This is a genomic window from Ruminiclostridium sufflavum DSM 19573, from assembly GCF_003208175.1.
GTDB classification, from domain to species: Bacteria; Bacillota; Clostridia; order Acetivibrionales; family DSM-1351; genus Ruminiclostridium; species Ruminiclostridium sufflavum.
Genome location: NZ_QKMR01000011.1, coordinates 58503 through 76013, shown reverse-complemented (window position 1 = coordinate 76013; position 17511 = coordinate 58503). Strand labels below are relative to the sequence as shown.

Sequence of the window (17511 nt, the reverse complement as noted above, 5' to 3'; positions counted from 1 at the left end):
TATCTAAAAGGTTACAATAGAATTCACCTTATATTCCTTTAGCTTCTCTCTGCCCTTGAGCATTGAAAGCTCAATAAAATAAACAAGGCCGACAACCTTTCCTCCAAGCTGCTCAACCAGCTTTATATTTGCCTCTGCGGTTCCGCCTGTCGCCAGAAGGTCATCCACTATCAAAACCTTCTGACCGGGCTTAACTGCATCAGCATGTATCTCCAGAACATCTTTTCCGTATTCCAAATCATATTCCGCACTGATTGTCTTGTAAGGCAGCTTTCCCCTTTTTCTGACCGGGACAAAGCCCTTTCCCATTTTGCAGGCAAGAGGCGCACCGAAAATAAAACCCCTTGACTCAGAGCCTACAATAATATCAAAGTTCTCCATACTATCAGCCAGCTCTTCAAAAGCATCCATACAGCACCTGAATGCCTCCGGATCCTGCAATACTGTAGTAATATCAATAAAATCAATTCCCTCTTTCGGAAAACCCATAACATGCCTAAGTTTAGATTTTAAATCCATCATAATACTCCCCTTCGATAAAAGACATAATAATTAATTATGATTTATAAAAAATATAAAGTCAATCAATATCAGCTAAAGAACCCGAATCAAATCACAAATCAAATATAATATAACTATTATAATGAAATACTGACATTCTTACAAGTAAATTGATTTTTATCTGATATAGCCTGTACTTATTTGTAAAACTATATTATAAGTGCTATTTTATCCATTTGGTGTTCTTCCGCCGGCAACCATCAATAGCAGCACTTGTGGAATTTACCTATAATTCAGCAATATAAGCTGAGCATTCCTGTATCCGTTATATTCATTGACATCAATGTTAAAAGTCAAATCCAGCCTAATGTTATTTTTCTGCCCGGAATACATACTGCTTACTTCCTCTTCGCCAAACCTTTCTTTTAAATAATCATCAAATTCCTGTATATCTCCAAAATAAATACAGTCAATATATTTACCTTCAGACAATAGCCGGAGCTTCAGCACATTTTTGTTGGCACCTAATACAGCGGCCCTTTTGACCGATATATTTTTGTCCGCAAAAACCGGCTTTGAATTTCCTTTTCCGTAGGGCTCCAATATCTTCAGAGCCTCTGCCGTCGCAAGATTAACGGCACTGACAGGTATTTGCGCATCAATATACACCTTCTGAATCAAATCATCTTCCGTCAGGGCAGAGTAATTATTAAGCTGCATTCTTAAAGCCTCCACATTGCAAGGCTCAAGACTGAACCCCGCCGCCAGCGGATGCCCTCCGAACCTTGTCAACAGCTCCTTGCATTTCTGAAGCTCCTCAAACATGTTATAGGCATCAATAGACCTTCCCGAGCCTTTTACACAGCTCTCACCGTCTGTAAGAATAAATGCCGGAGCATTGTATCTTTCCCTGATCTTACCGGCAATAATACCTGCTATGCTTTCATGAATATCCGGCCTGTAAACAACCAATACCCTGTCATTTTTCAAGCTGCTGTTCTCAATGGCGGCAACTGCTTCCTCAACTCCTGCCAATGTCATATTCTTTCTTTCGGTATTCAGGCAGTAAAGCTCCCTAGCCCTCCGGGCCGCTTCCCCGCTGTCCGTACAAAGCAGCAGCTCTAATCCCTTGATGGCACAGTCCAGCCTTCCCGATGCGTTTATACACGGACCGATAATAAATCCCAGATGATAAACGCCTATTTCTTTTCCTTTTATCCCTGTCTGCTCCATAAGTGCGTTTAATCCAATATTACCGGTATTGCTAATTGCCCTGAGTCCGTTTTTAACCAATATTCTGTTTTCTCCCGTTAAATCAACCACATCACAGACTGTGGCAATAGCAAGAAATTCATAAAAGGCTGTTTCTTCCTTCTCAGGTATGTTCATTTCTCTGTACAGCACCTGAATAAATTTAAAAGCCACTCCTGCGCCGCACAGCAGCTTGAAGGGATATTTGCAGTCAGCCTGCTTCATATCAATAACCGCATCCGCATCAGGTGCAGCTTGTATTCTGTTTGAGCTGTCATCCTCTGTAAAAGGTACATCATGATGGTCTGTGACTATGACCGTCAGTCCTTCTTTCTTTGCAAAGCTTATCTGTTCAATTGCCGATATTCCGTTGTCACAGGTAATAATAGTATCAATGCCATCTTTCTTTGCCGTTTCAATGATACCGTTATTAATACCGTAGCCGTCAAATATTCTGTGAGGTATTACATAATCAGCTTTTGCTCCGCAAGCCGTCAAAGCCTTGAATAATATATATGTACTTATAACTCCGTCAACATCATAGTCACCTATTATACGTATCCTTTTACCGCTGTCTATTTTATCCTTTATTATCAGTACTCCCTTTTCCAGATCCTTCATAGCCCTGCCGTCAAACAATTCCTCCATATCAGGCTTTATGAAGCGTTTAGCAGTATCATAATCCCGTATTCCTCTATTTGTCAAAATTCTGCAAATAAGCTCACTAACCCCCAATGACCGCGACATCTTATTAAAGTCATTTTTAGGATTCTTTAAAATCCATTTTTCCAATTTTTGGCCTCCAAAATATTAATACCCTTCCTTCGGCTTTTTAAAGCCTCTGGGCAATAATAATATAATAATCCACATAAACATGAAATTCAAATAAACTTATCCCATTGACGCAATCAAAAGCTCAATTGCTACTCTGTCCGAAATCCTTCCCGTTTTTATAGCCTCATCCAGCTCCAGACTGTAATACATGGCACCTTCCAGAACACTTATATCCAAGCTTTTGCTGATATTCATCACCTTTGAAGCAACATACGGAGTGAGTCCCAATTGCTTTGAAACCAGATCCTCCCTCATGCCTTTCTGCCTCATAAGCTTAATCCTGTACAGCATTCTTATCTGTCGTATAATCATAAATAAAACCTTCTGCATAGGCTCCTTGAGTGCGGCCATATCATTCAGAAAATTCAGTGCTTTGGAAATGTTCCCCTCTGAAATTGCATCAGTGAGATCAAATATCCTGCTTTTTATTGATTTGCTGCATACCTCTTCTATATCCTTAATAACTATTTCAGACCTTTGTCCAACAAAATTAACCACCTTTTCAATTTCGTTAAGAAGCTCAGTCATGGAATAGTCGCTGTTTTCAACCAGATAAGAAGCAGCCATCCTGTCAATGCTTTTTTTATAGCTTCCAAACACCTTTGTAACCCATTTAACCAAATCCGCAGGCTTCTGAAAATCAAATTCAACAATAAGTCCATACTTTTTTATAGTGCCGACCAGCTTGAGCCTTTTGTCAATAGCTGTCTCCACCATAATCAGACAGGTATACGGGGGCATATTTTCAAGATAAGCGGAAAACGTATCCTTTGCAGCCTTTTTTCCTGAGCTGCCGCCGTCATTATCACCCTTCCTCGCTTTAAAAAGTCCGGAATTTTTTATAACAACCAGTTTTTTGTCGCTAAAGATGGGCATGGTTTCGCAGTTGGCAATAATTGCCGCTTCCTCCGTTTTACCGTCAAAGAATATATAGTTCAGCTCACTGTTTTCTTCACTTACTATTAAGCTTTGAACAGCATTTATATAGTACTTAATCAGGTATTCCTCGGCACCATGGAAAAGATAAATATTTTGCAGCTTATTCTCTTTGATTTGTTTTTTTAAAATATCAATACTCATATATTTTCCTCTTTTATATTTTATAAGGCTCATAGCTCACTCTTTTAAAAAGTCTTGAGCAGGTTCAATCAAGGTTGTAAAAGCTTATCGCATTGTTTTTATACTGAAGCCCTCACCGTAGCTGACAGCAATAACCGCTCCCCTCTCATCCGTTCTTAAAGGCAATGTTCCTCTTTCTTCAAGCCTGTCTATAACCAGCGGAGAAGGATGCCCGAAATTATTTCTGCCCACAGAAATAACAGCATACTTAAATATAGACCCTTTTACAAAAGCCTCACCTGTCGAACTGAATGAGCCGTGATGTCCAACCTTTAATATGTCTGCGCTCAAATCCGATCCCTGCTCCAGCAGCCTCTGCTCAACCGGAATTTCCGCATCCCCCTGAAACAAAACCTTAGAATTCTTGTATCTTAATTTTAACACTAATGAGCTGTCATTCAAAGATTGTTGTGACAAAGAATCCTTTTCAAAGCTTAAAGGATTAAGCACATCAAGAACAGTATCCTTGTCAAGTCTTATTATATCCCCTTTTTTGCACTCAGCAACACTAATTTTCTTTTGCCCGCATATTTCTATTATTCTCTCAAAGCCCTTACCGTCGGTATCAGGCAATATAACCCTTCCAACCTCAATCTCCTTCAATATTGCCTCCAAGCCCTCGGTGTGATCGGAATGTCCATGGGTTGCAATAACAATATCTATTTTTTTAGTTCCCTGATCCAAAATATATGGTACCACCACAGCTTCCCCGACATCATATCCTGATTTTGATCCTGCCGCTCTTCCTCCTCCGTCTATGAACAGCTTTCTGCCATGGGCTGTTTTAATAAAGGCACCGTCTCCCTGACCAACATCCAGAAACGTTATTCTCAAAGGCTTAGGAAGCAAATTGCAGACCATAATAATTATAACAGCTAATGTTATGCAGATATATTTTAAATATCTGTAATATTTAAAATTTTTTATATAAAGCCTTCCTTTTAAAAAATACAGTACCGCCGAGTAATACAGTATAATCATCCAGACAGGCGGTGTCGGCAGTTTTAAAGAAGCATAAGGAATTTTTGAAGTATACTCCGTTACAAAAAGCACAAAGGACAAAAAGGTATTATTGACACAGCCAATAAGAACGGCAAGATTTATGCTTGCCAGTCCTGCAAATACCATGGCAAAGCCAATAATTGTAATCAATTGCACCACTGGTACCACCAGAAGATTTGACAGGACTGAAATAGTTGAAAAATTATTAAAATAATATAGGGTTATGGGTACAACACCTATTTGCGCGGCAATAGTGGCTGCAAGAGTATCTGAAATAATTTCCGGCAGAGGCCTCCGGTCGATAAACGCCTTTATTCCGGGGTAAAACATTACCAGTGCAAGGGTTGCAGAAAATGAAAGCTGAAAGCCTATATCAAAAAGTGTATATGGATTTATAAGCAGCAAAACAACGGCAGCGGCAGAAATACTCGTATATATATCCGTTTCCCGCATAACCGCTTTTCCCAGCAATATTAATATTCCCATTATTACAGCACGAACCACCGAGGCTGAAAATCCCGCGACAAACACAAAGAGAAGAAGAACGGCTATAGCCATAATACTTGAAGCGATATTGCCGATATGTATTTTTTTAAAAATATATAAAAGCGGTAAAATAATAAATGCAACATTCATACCGGATGCAACCATTATATGAGTTAATCCGGCTTTACCGAAAGCATTATAGGCATTTTCATCAAGTCCGTCCTTATAGCCTATAAGCATTCCCGCAAGCAGCCCCGCCTGTTTTTCATCCAGACACTGCTCAACCAGTCTTAAAACAAAATTCTTTATACCGAAGCCAAGCTTGTGAAGCCATCCGCCGTCTTTAACCCCAATTAAGCAAAGGTCAGCGCCTCCCTTTAAGTATACGGTTCCCGAAACTCCTGCTGCTGCCAGATATCTCTTGTAGTCAAAGCCACCCGGATTTGTCATGGTTTTGGGATTTTCTATGCTTCCAGAAAAGGATAGCTCGGTTCTGTATTTTATTTTATTCGTGTCAAAAGCCCTGTTTTCCTCTGAAACACTCACAAGCAGCTTGCCAGCAGCCTTTATTTCATTCTTTAAATAGGTTATTTTATTTGTTTTCAGATAGAATTTAATCAAATTGTCCTTTTTTTCAATTTCACCGGCTATATACCCTTCAACAGTTACCGGCTTATCATAAACCTCATTAAAAGCGCCGTAATATTTCCTTTGGGCATTATTAAAGATAACACCCCCAAGGGTAAAAAAAATAAGTGCTGCAAGTGTAATACATATTATATTTTTAAGCCTGCTAAAAAATATAATGCATATAAACAAGCAAGGAATTAAAAAAATCAGCAGTAACGTCAGCCCTGCATTACAGCACAGAATTATTCCGGCAATAAAAGACATGCAAAAAAGGCATAGGGGTCTTTTTACACAAACACTTAAGTCCTTCAAATAATTTCATCCTCTCAAATGCGCTTAAGCTTTTTAAATTTTATATAATAAGTTAAGATAAAATAGAAGCATAGACCGGCAAAATAATTTCATTTCGCTATTTTTTGAATAAGTTGACATAAGCCAATTACTATCGGCTAAACAATAAGATTATATATATTTTTTCAGGTGAATTTTACTTTAGACTTGGAAAGCTGCGTAGCTTGCTCATATTTTGAAAATATAGAATAAAACAAAACCTTAACCTGCCTAAGAAAAATAAAGAACGCAAAACCTATATAATTAGCTTCTGCGTTCTATGAAAAATTACATTACTCGTTTAGCACCGATATAAGTTCCTTGATATTCCGATAACTTTTGAATAATAACCTGATTATTCGTTGATGATGCATGAATAAACTTGTCACCACCCATATAAATACCAACATGATCTATCGACCCTGCTTTTCCTCTTGAAGATGCATCAAAGAACAGAATATCACCTGCTTTTAATGCACTCTTGGAAACTTTTGTGCCGTTTGAATACATGCCGGAAGACGAACTGTTAAGACTAACCCCGAAATGCTTGTAAACAAAACCTACAAAACCTGAGCAATCAAACCCTTTTGGGCTTTTGCCGCCGGAAACATAACGAACACCAACATACTTCTTTGCATATTCTATTACTTCGCTGAAGCTGTCAGACTCAGTAACAGTTACTGCTGTTGTTGAACGTGATGATTTTGCGGAAGCACTTGAAGCTGTAACAAACTGAGCCGAAACATATCCTTCTTCAGAATCAACTTTTACCTTGTGCCAACCTGCCTGAGTATCAAGAATAACAACATTCTTTCCATTATTCAAAGTATCAATTATCTTACTTTCGGTACTGGCACCCGCTCTGAAATTAACACCATTAGCATTGATAGTTCCCGCTGTTGACAGTGCCTTTATGTAGTCACCGTTAACCCAACCTGTGTCTCCCTCGAAGGAAATCTTATACCAGCCGCTGGATTTGTCAAGAATTGATACCTTTGAATTGGATATCTTTTTAATTACATTTGAAGATGTATCCGGTGCAGTCCTCATGTTTACGTTTGTTCCGACAATTTGTCCCGACTGACTTGCAGCCATTGCAACCGAACAAACAAGAACAAGAGAAAAAGCAAAAATACATGCTACCAGTATTTTGTTAATCTTACCCAACATCAGTTCCTCCTATATAGACGCTTCCGAAGTTAGCTGCCGGGCTCGGGCAATAGGACAGCCCTACTATTTTCATAGATTCACCCCAATTTCTTGGTTCCTCCGTACCCCTTCAACGGGGATTCAGCTATTTTTATATTACATAACCATTATATTCATTTTGTAACAGATTGTCAAACTTTTCGTAATAATCACGCAATTTTTTGGTAATATTTTTGAAATGCAGCCATTTTATTTGGTATTTATGGTTGCTTTACGCATCAAAGCAAATAATTTAAACAGGCCTTATATTAAGCTGCAATCCTTGTACATGAACCGTATCAGCTGATTTGACTTATCCGGACATATATCTGATAAATTAAAGCATTCTTCATATCCGCAGGTACTCCAGAATTTAATTCCCGCACTGTTATTTTTATGTACTGACAGATAATTTCTTGTAATATTAAAATGCTGCTCTAAATATTTTTCCAGCAGCTCCATTACTTTTTGTCCATATCCGTTTCTTTGGTACAGTTTATTTATAGCCAGGGAATTAATCCAGCCTATTTTTTCGTCTTGGATAATTGAGCCTTTAACAAAGCCTATTGCTTCACCGGATGCTTTAAAACAGATATCAAGGAAAAAGGCCTCCTGCCTTGTAATAAACTTAGAAAGCTGATGTGAAAATTGGTCATAATTTATCAAGTCAAAAATACCTGTAGCAAAGCTGAAGTCATATGTATTCCTGTATATGGAATAAATATTCCCGATGCTGTTTTTATTTATACTTTTAATATATAATGTATCATCCTCTATATTTATATCTAGCATAATTTTTCACCTTCATTAAATTATAGGATTTAATAAGCTGTCTATAAAATTATATCAAAAATAATGAATGTTAAAAGATTATATTTCAAGGAAATAATTGACATAACTTTAATTTCATTGTATTTTTTATATATCAATATAAATTGAATTGGAGAGATAAAATGATATTAAATTTTTATGATAGAGATGAATTATTTGAATGTTCATTTTTATTGCTTTCAATTTTATTACAAAAATACAACGAGAAGGAAATAGATATAAGCACCTTTAAAAGCCATACTCAAACTAAGATAAACTACATGCTTAATAATTTTCATAAAATAAATGACGGCACACAGAAAACAGCTGTTGAAAATTTATTAAGTGAATGCACAGAGATAAATAATACACATTAGTCAAAATTGTAAAACTCCAAAATAAGACTATCCAAACGTTTACTTAATATGAGAATATCATGTTTTGCCCATGGCTCATTTTCTAATAAATAATAGAGTTCATTTTTAAGCAATTCCACTTCTTTATTAAGCATAACATTTTTATTTTCCATTATATACCACCATTCTCTTCATTCGTGGATTAAATGTACTACACAATTTTATCATTATATTGCCTAAAAGTAAATATATCAGAAAGCATGTAAGGTTTAATATTCCTTATAAAATTCTTACAGCTATTATAATTTTTAATATGTACCTGTTTTTTTCATAAAGTCAATTACGGTTGAAACCTTTGCCTTCCATGCGAACATATGCTTTCAAGCATTTATTTGAAGGTTTCAACGGTTTAGTTTTTAGGGTTTGTACTTCAGGAGGCTTTCAGCCGATAGTAATTGACTTTCTTTACCTTTCCCTAAATAGCAAGAAATATTAACCCTAGTATTGGTCAATCTAGAACAATATTCAAATTTACCTCCCGACTGTCTGAAGAAAAAATAGCCGGACAAGGCTTCCGTCTTTTTCCTGCCCATGCTTACCTTTTTTGCCGATTACATATATACAATAATTGCTATTTTATAGAATAAAATGCATATTAAAAAGGATTATTTTTAATTTTATAGAATAATTAAAGAATACTTATATTTTTACTGAGTCAATTACGGTTCGAGCCTTCGCGACGATATCTATATCGTTTATTTAGTCAATAGTAATTGACTTTATTCTGCCAAGCAAATACAAGGAAAGGACGTGTTAAAGAATGTTTAGTCTTAGTAATGCCACAACGTTTGAAATTGTTGGAATATGGTGTGTTCTTGCAATCGCTTTTTTAGGATTGGCTTATGCCTTGCTGCTCCGCAGTCAGGTATTGAAGTTTGACAAGGGAACGCAGAAAATGCAGGAAGTGTGGGGTTCAATTAAGGGCGGTGCAGATGCTTATTTACACCGTCAGTTAAAATCAATTCTTCCCCTTATTGCTGTACTCACTATTTTATTATTCTTCTCAGTTTACATTGTTCCGCCAAGCGATGAAGCCATGGAAAGATTTTCAAACTTTAGCGAAAGCAATGTAAAGCTTATTATTGGTCTTGCCAGAGCAATTGCATTTATTATGGGTGCCGGTTTTTCACTTCTTGTAGGTCAATTCGGAATGAGAATGGCTGTTGAAGGTAATGTTCGTGTAGCTTCCGCATCAAGAAGAAGTTTCGGTGAGGCATTAAAAATCGCCTACCGCACAGGAACTATTACAGGTATGCTTACAGACGGACTGGGGCTGCTTGGAGGAACCGTTATATTTATAGTATTGGGAGTGGCAGCTCCTGATGCTTTATTGGGTTTTGGCTTCGGAGGAACCTTATTGGCTTTGTTTATGAGAGTGGGCGGAGGCATATATACAAAGGCTGCCGATGTAGGTGCCGATTTGGTTGGAAAGGTTGAGGCAGGGATTCCCGAGGATGATCCGAGAAATGCTGCCGTTATTGCTGACTTAGTGGGTGACAATGTAGGCGACTGTGCTGGAATGGCAGCCGATATATTCGAATCCTATGAGGTTACAATTGTATCAGGCTTAATATTGGGACTTTCCCTGTATGCAGCAACAGGCCAGCTGAAATGGATTATATTCCCTCTTCTGGTTAGAGGCATCGGCGTGTTTTCTTCAATCATAGGTACATATCTTGTCAAGGATTCTAAAAAAAGTGACGCGCTGAATTCCATAAACAAAGGCTTCTATACCTCAGCTGCCATAAGTCTGGGCTCATTTGCACTTTTGGCAGCCTTCTATATGAATGAATGGAGAGCCTTCCTGTCGGTTGCAGTTGGTATTTTGCTTGCTGTGGCTCTGGACGAGGTTACAAAGCATTTTACAGATACAAAATACAGACCTGTTAAGGATATTGCGGCATCCTCGAAATCCGGCTCGGCAACCCTGATTCTGCGCGGAATTGCAGAAGGCTATGAAAGTGCCGTATGGCAGACTTTAGTAATAGCTGTCACTATTATGAGCTCAATACTTATTTATTGGGGGCAGGATGTTCACTATGTATTATACGGTGTGGCGATGACAGGCATCGGTATGTTGACTCTTACCGGCAATAACGTAGCAATGGACTCCTTCGGGCCTATTGCCGATAATGCAAACGGAATTGCCGAGCTGTCTGGTCTTGACAAGGCCTCCAGAAAGGTTCTTGACAGCCTCGATGCAACCGGAAACACGACCAAGGCCATTACCAAGGGTGTTGCTATCGGTTCTGCCGTAATAGCTGCCGTTTCATTATTCGGCTCCTTCCTGACTGATGTTACAAAGATTCAGGTGGGAATGGGTGCCAGCGAAACAATTTTTGATACAGGTATCAGAATTTCAAGCCCGGTTGTTTTTGTCGGTATGCTGATCGGCGCATGTATTCCGTGGCTGTTCTCTTCTCTGATTATCAATTCGGTAACAAGAGCCGCTTCTTTGATTGTGAATGAAGTGCGCAGACAATTCAAGGTTCCGGGGCTGCTTGAAGGCAAGGTTAAGCCGGATTACCAGAACGCAGTTGATATATGTACGGTTGCTGCCCAGAGAGAGCTGCTGCCCTTGGCTGTAATTTCCGTTCTGGCTCCTTTATTAGTGGGTATATTACTTGGAGTTGAGGCATTGGGAGGCTTGCTCGGAGGAGTTATTGTTTCCGGCCAGCTGTTAGCCGTATTTATGGCAACCTCAGGAGGAGCTTGGGACAACGCAAAGAAAACCATTGAGGACGGCAATCATGGCGGAAAGGGTTCTGATTGCCACAAGGCCGCCGTTGTCGGCGACACTGTAGGCGACCCCCTGAAGGATACCGCAGGCCCTGCTCTCAATCCCATGATAAAGGTTATAAACCTTGTTTCCCTGCTGGCGGCTCCTGTCCTGATACAGTACAAGAGCACTGATCCCGGAATGATTATTGCTTTGGCAATTTGTGCGGTCTTGATAGTTGGAGCCATCATGTACTCTAAGAAGGGCGGCTTTAATAAATCAAAAAAAATTCAGGATATAAATTCATAATGGTTCAAATTATAAAAGAGCTTCAAAGTTAATTGATATATTTATCTATGAAAAGCAAAGGAGTTCCGGGATTGTATCAGCCAGTCCCGGAACTTTTAGTTCAGCCTTTAAACATAGCATATCTGTGCTTCATGTACATACGGCAATTCTGCCATAAATTTTTATCAAACCCAAACTGCGTTTAAAATCAGCCTAAAAGCTTAATTTTCCTTAAAAGACGATATATTGTCGCGAAGGCTTGAACCGTAACTGACTTTAGTCAGGAATTGACTTTAGTCAGGAATTGACTTTAGTCAGGAATTGACTTTAGTCAGGAACTGACTTTAGTCAGGAATTGACTTTAGTCAGGAACTGACTTTAGTCAGGAACTGACTTTAGTCAGGCAAGCTCTGAATACCAATCTGTAAAATTTAAAAATATATAAAATAATATTTCTCAAATTACCAAAAATATAGTATACAATTTTGTATTTTTAGTATATCATGAAATTGAATTTAACTAAAATTAATTACTGTTTTACAGCCAATAGTAATCGACTTAATATATGAATTGAAAGGATGATTTAGAAATGTCATGGAAAATTGAAACCAAGTGCTTGCAGGAAGGATATAAGCCGGGAAACGGAGAGCCGCGTGTCCTCCCAATTTATCAAAGCACAACCTATAAATACGACTCAACCGAGCATGTTGCTCAATTGTTCGACTTAACTGCTCCGGGGCATATGTATTCCAGAATCAGCAATCCTACTGTTGAATGTGTTGAAAATAAAATAGCGGCATTGGAGGGCGGAGTTGGAGCTCTTTGTACCTCCTCCGGACAGGCAGCTTCGATGATTTCACTTCTGAATATATGCAAAGCAGGAGACCACATAGTATCTTCATCTGCAATATACGGGGGCACCTTTAACCTTATGGATAAAAGGTTCAGAGAAATGGGAATAAGCATTACGTTTATTGATCAGGACTGCTCCGAAGAAGAAATCCAAAAGGCTTTTAAGCCAAACACAAAAGCATTGTTTGGTGAATCTATTGCAAATCCAAAAATAAGCATCCTTGATATAGAAAAATTTGCCGGTATAGCTCATAAAAATAATGTCCCCCTGATTATTGACAATACCTTTGCCACCCCTATTTTACTGAGACCTATTGAACACGGTGCGGACATTGTAATCCATTCCACCACCAAATACATGGACGGACACGCCGTTTGTGTAGGCGGAGTAATCGTGGATTCAGGCAACTTCAATTGGGAAAACGGAAACTTTCCCGGCTTGTGCGAGCCTGACCAATCATACCACGGCATTGTTTATACAAGAGACTGCGGGAAGGCAGCCTATATTACAAAAGCCAGAGTTCAGCTTATGAGAGACTACGGAGCTGCTATGACTGCAAGCAGTGCATTTCTTTTAAATTTAGGCTTGGAAACCTTACATCTGAGAATGGAACGCCATTGCCGCAATGCGGAAAAGGTGGCCCGTTTCCTGTCGGAAAGCGGCAAAATAATCTCTGTCAGCTACCCGATGCTGGAAAATGATAATTATCATGCTTTAGCCAAGAAATATCTTCCCAATGGCTGCAGCGGTGTCATTTCCTTCCAGATCAGCGGAGGCAGAGAAGCTGCCGTTAAGTTTATGGACAAGCTGAAGCTTGCTGCAATAGTAGTACACGTTGCCGACTGCAGAACTGCCGTTCTCCATCCCGCCAGCTCAACACACAGGCAAATGACAGACAAGCAGCTGATTCAGGCAGGAATCGAGCCGGGTCTTATAAGATTTTCTGTCGGTATTGAAAATACCGACGATATAATTGATGATATACGTCAGGCGCTTGAGGACTGATAACCAAAAGCCAGCTAAAGTCAATTATTATCGGCCTATGTCAAACGATGCACTCCTTGGAGATATCCTCGTTTTTAGCTGATAGTAATTGACTTTGCAATTAATGCCTCCGCGTTGCCTTCATTATTTATTGTGCCCATAACCGGCATGGAGGTTACCCATAAGGAATGTGGACAAGGCGGGAAAAACACCGGTTCTCTGCGAAGCAGAGGTTTTCCGCCGGTATAGTTTGATAAATTATTTTGTGCCGATATCCGGCATAGGAGGTTAGCTTGAATGTCCGTGACTTTTGATGAGCTTGATAAACAGCTGATAGACCTGTTGCAGTCTGATTCTTCAATATCCAACAAGGATCTGGCTGAAAAAGTAGGTCTTTCCCCCTCTGCATGTTTAAGCCGCACAAAGCGTCTTAAAGAAATAGGAGCAATTAAAAAATTTGCTGCGATTGTTGATGAAAAAATGTTAGGGTATGAGGTTACAGCATTTACTTTTATAACCTTATCCCCTCATAACAGGGATATATCCAATGCTTTTCTGTCAAAAATAAAAGACACCCCCCAGATATTGGAATGCTACAATATAAGCGGAAGCTGGGATTACCTGATAAAAATCATTTCCCATGACCTTGCTGACTGCCGGGATTTTTTAATTGATACTCTTTTATCCTTCCCGGGAGTTAACAAAATTGAAACAAGCATGGTGCTGAGTACTGACAAGCAGAGCTTTTGTCTGCCATTTGAGACTTCCGGGCCATAGAAATTGACCAAAGTCAATTTATGGTTCAAGCCTTAGCGACGATATTTATATCGTCTTTTTAATAGAATTACTCTTTTTAGCTAATTTTGAACGCGGTTTGAGTTTGGAAAAATCACTAGGATGTTAGTGCCCATAATGGTATAATTAACATACAAGGTACGTAATAAGCCTTGTGTAAAATATCAGGAACGCCTTTCACACAAGGCAATAAAAGATAATATAAACTAGGAGTTCAAACAGAATGCCATTTGACGGAATTGTTACAAAATGTATCGTAAATGAATTAAACCGATTGCTGTCAGGAGGAAGAGTTGATAAGGTTTTTCAGCCGGAAAGCGACGAAATAGTGCTTCTTGTACGCTCAAACGGTCAGAACTACAGACTTGTTGCAAGTGCAAACGCCAGCTATCCCCGCCTTCATGTAACGTCGGCACAGAAGGAAAACCCTCAGACACCTCCTGTATTTTGTATGCTCATGAGGAAGCACATCTCAGGGGGAAAGCTGCTCAATATCAGTTTCCACGACTACGAAAGAGTTATCTCCATAAATGTCGAATCAGTTAATGAGCTTGGTGATCTGTCAGTAAAAAGATTAGTTGTTGAAATAATGGGCAAATACAGTAATATTATTCTTCTCAACAGTGAGGACAAGATAATTGATGCTGTTAAGCATATAGACAGTGATATCAGCAGTGTCAGGGAAATTATGCCTGCGAGGCAGTATTTTCTTCCTCCCCCTCAGGACAAGCAGCTTCCTGAGAGCATTTCTCCGGCTGCTCTGCTTGACAGTGATGTAACTTCCGCAAAAAACATTGAAAATCTGCTTTTAAGCTCAATCAAGGGCTTCAGTCCTTATACCTGCAGAGATATTTGCGCTTATGCCGGAGTTTCTCCAAAAACACCTTTAGCTGATTTGCTTAATACAGACAAAGTAAATATTATATCCGCATTAAGTAACTATATAGATAAAATAAGGAATAATTCTTATAAGCCTTGCATTATTTACGAGGATAAAAATTTTTTGCATCCGGCTGATTTTTATTGCTTTACACCTTCACTGTCAGATTTTGTACAGCAGTTTGACACTCTTTCCTCCGCACTTGACGAGTTCTACGCACAAAGGGACACTACAGAGAGACTTGGCCAGAAAAAGGGCGATGTTGCCAAGGTTGTAAAGAATGGTATAGAGCGTTTGGAAAAAAAGCTTTCAATTTTTGACGATAAGCTCAGGGAAGTTGCCGGCAGAGACAAATTAAAGCTTTACGGAGAGCTTATTACAGCGAATATATACTGCATACCTCAAGGAGCGGAGACTGCCAGAGTTCTGAACTACTATAGCGAAAATGAGGAATATCTGGATATCCCCTTAGATGAAAACAGATCTGCACAGGACAACGCTCAAAGATATTTCAAGCAGTATTCAAAGGCTAAGAGCACACATCTGAATGTAACCCGGCAGCTGCAGGATACACTTTCCGAGCTGCAATACTTTGAGAGTGTTAAAGCCATGCTTGATAATTGCGGCACAAAACAGGAAATCGACGAAATAAGGCAGGAGCTCACTGATCAGGGCTATATGAGACTTTCCTCCAGAAACCTCAAAAAAAAGCAGGATAAGCCTTCCTCACCCTTGGAATTTACATCAGCTGACGGTTTCCGCATTTTAGTGGGCAAAAACAATAAGCAGAATGATTTACTTACTCTGAAAACCGCCTCGTCATATGATTTATGGCTTCATACAAAAAACATCCCAGGCTCACATGTAATAGTCAGAACCGAACGGCAGGAAATACCGGCTTCAACCCTTTTGGAGGCGGCAACTTTAGCCGCATATTTCAGCAGTGCAAGAATGTCCTGTAATGTTCCGGTTGACTACACTCAGGTAAAAAATGTCAAAAAGCCAAGCGGAGCAAAGCCCGGTATGGTTATATATGAAAGCTTTAAAACAATAAATGTATCACCTGATGAAGCAAAAGTTAATTACTGCCGGGTGAATAGACGATGACTGACATCGTCAACAATTTTATCAAGCCGATAAAATCAAGATAGCTAATAATAATTCTTATTTGATTTATATATACTATATATCTAAAAACATATTAAACTTTATTACATATTTTTTAGGAGGTAAGGCGTCATGATATCTGATAAAATCAGCAACAGCATAAAAAACTCATCTATGATAAGAGCTATGTTCGAGGAAGGTGCAAAGCTTAAAAAAATTTACGGTGATGACAAGGTCTATGACTTTTCACTGGGAAATCCCGATCCTGAGCCGCCGGCCGAGGTAAAGGCGGCACTTCGTGAGCTTGCAAATTCCGAGGAGCTAAAAATGCACTCATATATGAACAACGCCGGTTACCCCGAGGTAAGAGAAGCCCTTGCAGAAAAAATCAATAGTGAAACAGGTCTTAAACTCGGCTCCGATAATGTAGTTATGACTGTAGGCGCAGGAGGGGCCTTGAATGTTGTATTAAAAACTCTCCTTAATCCGGGTGAGGAGGTTATAGTTTTTGCCCCATATTTTGTAGAATATAACTCATATATTGATAACCACGGCGGAAGGCTTAAAGTAATTGACACAGATTATAAAACCTTCTTGCCGGACACGGAGCTTTTAACAAAAAGCATTACTTCAAATACAAAAGCAGTTCTTATTAACACTCCGAACAATCCTACGGGTGTTGTTTACAGTAAGAAGATTTTAACCGAAATAGCAAATGTACTTGAGAAAAAAAGCAAGGAATACGGGCATACAATTTATATAATTTCTGATGAGCCTTATAGAAAGCTGGCTTATGACGTAGAGGTTCCCAACATATTAACTATATACAGAAATGCAATTATGATTGACTGCTTCAGCAAATCCCTATCCTTGCCCGGGGAACGTATGGGCTATATTGCCGCAAATCCTGAAGCTGATGATATTGCTTCTCTTATGGGCGGTCTGATTTACTGCAACAGAATTTTAGGCTTTGTAAATGCACCCGCACTCTTTCAAAAAGTAGTTGCAAAAGCAATTAATTCTTCTGTAGATATAAATATTTACAAGGAAAGAAGAGACTTACTCTACAATAGTCTTATCAATTTCGGTTATGAGTGCGTCAAGCCTGACGGAGCCTTCTACCTCTTTCCTAAAGCACTGCTTGCAGATGACGTTGAATTTAAGAACAGAGCTTTAAAGCATAATCTTCTTATTGTTCCGGGTTCCGGCTTCGGGCGTCCGGGTTATTTCCGTCTGGCATACTGCTGCAGCCTCGAAACAATCAAGGCCTCACTGCCCGCATTCAAGGCATTGGCAGAAGAATTCAAATAATTGAAAC

Annotated in this window: 13 protein-coding genes and 1 riboswitch; of the genes, 6 read left to right on the top strand and 7 right to left on the bottom strand. The window is 39.1% G+C overall.

Going from position 1 to position 17511, the window contains the following annotated elements:
- Positions 1-3: 3 nt before the first annotated feature.
- From LY28_RS10365 to LY28_RS10340, 6 genes are all read right to left on the bottom strand, one after another.
- Positions 4-519 (bottom strand): adenine phosphoribosyltransferase, encoded by a 516-nt coding sequence (locus LY28_RS10365; RefSeq protein WP_110462178.1) that lies wholly within the window; start codon positions 517-519, stop codon positions 4-6.
- A gap of 264 nt (positions 520-783) precedes the next feature.
- Positions 784-2544 carry a single-stranded-DNA-specific exonuclease RecJ gene (gene recJ / locus LY28_RS10360; protein WP_110462115.1) on the bottom strand — a complete coding sequence of 587 codons (1761 nt, stop codon included), beginning with the start codon at positions 2542-2544 and terminating at the stop codon, positions 784-786.
- Between the two features lie 99 nt (positions 2545-2643).
- Entirely contained in the window at positions 2644-3666 is a 1023-nt protein-coding gene (gene holA, locus LY28_RS10355; protein ID WP_110462177.1) for a DNA polymerase III subunit delta, read from the bottom strand.
- An 84-nt stretch (positions 3667-3750) separates the two neighbouring features.
- Positions 3751-6135 (bottom strand): DNA internalization-related competence protein ComEC/Rec2, encoded by a 2385-nt coding sequence (locus tag LY28_RS10350; protein WP_242981216.1) that lies wholly within the window; start codon positions 6133-6135, stop codon positions 3751-3753.
- A gap of 306 nt (positions 6136-6441) precedes the next feature.
- Positions 6442-7323 carry a C40 family peptidase gene (locus LY28_RS10345; protein WP_110462114.1) on the bottom strand — a complete coding sequence of 294 codons (882 nt, stop codon included), beginning with the start codon at positions 7321-7323 and terminating at the stop codon, positions 6442-6444.
- 1 nt (position 7324) lies between these two features.
- Positions 7325-7459, bottom strand: a riboswitch (cyclic di-AMP (ydaO/yuaA leader).
- A 146-nt stretch (positions 7460-7605) separates the two neighbouring features.
- The gene (locus LY28_RS10340) at positions 7606-8133 is read right to left on the bottom strand and encodes a GNAT family N-acetyltransferase (RefSeq protein WP_110462113.1); all 528 of its coding nucleotides are present in this window, start codon (positions 8131-8133) and stop codon (positions 7606-7608) included.
- A gap of 161 nt (positions 8134-8294) precedes the next feature.
- On the opposite strand from LY28_RS10340, the gene LY28_RS10335 reads away from it, so the two are divergent.
- A complete protein-coding gene (locus LY28_RS10335) occupies positions 8295-8528 on the top strand; it encodes a hypothetical protein (protein WP_110462112.1) in 234 nt (77 codons plus the stop codon).
- Here the strand turns inward: LY28_RS10335 and LY28_RS10330 are convergent.
- The gene (locus LY28_RS10330) at positions 8525-8680 is read right to left on the bottom strand and encodes an aspartyl-phosphate phosphatase Spo0E family protein (protein ID WP_110462111.1); all 156 of its coding nucleotides are present in this window, start codon (positions 8678-8680) and stop codon (positions 8525-8527) included. The genes LY28_RS10335 and LY28_RS10330 overlap by 4 nt on opposite strands.
- 647 nt (positions 8681-9327) lie before the next feature.
- On the opposite strand from LY28_RS10330, the gene LY28_RS10325 reads away from it, so the two are divergent.
- The 5 genes from LY28_RS10325 (at position 9328) to LY28_RS10305 (ending at position 17504) form a co-directional block, all read left to right on the top strand.
- A complete protein-coding gene (locus LY28_RS10325) occupies positions 9328-11595 on the top strand; it encodes a sodium-translocating pyrophosphatase (protein ID WP_110462110.1) in 2268 nt (755 codons plus the stop codon).
- A gap of 568 nt (positions 11596-12163) precedes the next feature.
- The gene (locus LY28_RS10320) at positions 12164-13432 is read left to right on the top strand and encodes an O-acetylhomoserine aminocarboxypropyltransferase/cysteine synthase family protein (protein WP_110462109.1); all 1269 of its coding nucleotides are present in this window, start codon (positions 12164-12166) and stop codon (positions 13430-13432) included.
- 276 nt (positions 13433-13708) lie between these two features.
- Positions 13709-14188, top strand: a complete 480-nt coding sequence (locus LY28_RS10315; RefSeq protein WP_110462108.1) for an Lrp/AsnC family transcriptional regulator — start codon at positions 13709-13711, stop codon at positions 14186-14188.
- Positions 14189-14429: 241 nt separating this feature from the next.
- Entirely contained in the window at positions 14430-16193 is a 1764-nt protein-coding gene (locus tag LY28_RS10310) for an Rqc2 family fibronectin-binding protein (RefSeq protein WP_110462107.1), read from the top strand.
- A 132-nt stretch (positions 16194-16325) separates the two neighbouring features.
- Positions 16326-17504, top strand: coding sequence for a pyridoxal phosphate-dependent aminotransferase (locus LY28_RS10305; RefSeq protein WP_110462106.1), 1179 nt, complete (start codon positions 16326-16328; stop codon positions 17502-17504).
- Positions 17505-17511: the final 7 nt, after the last annotated feature.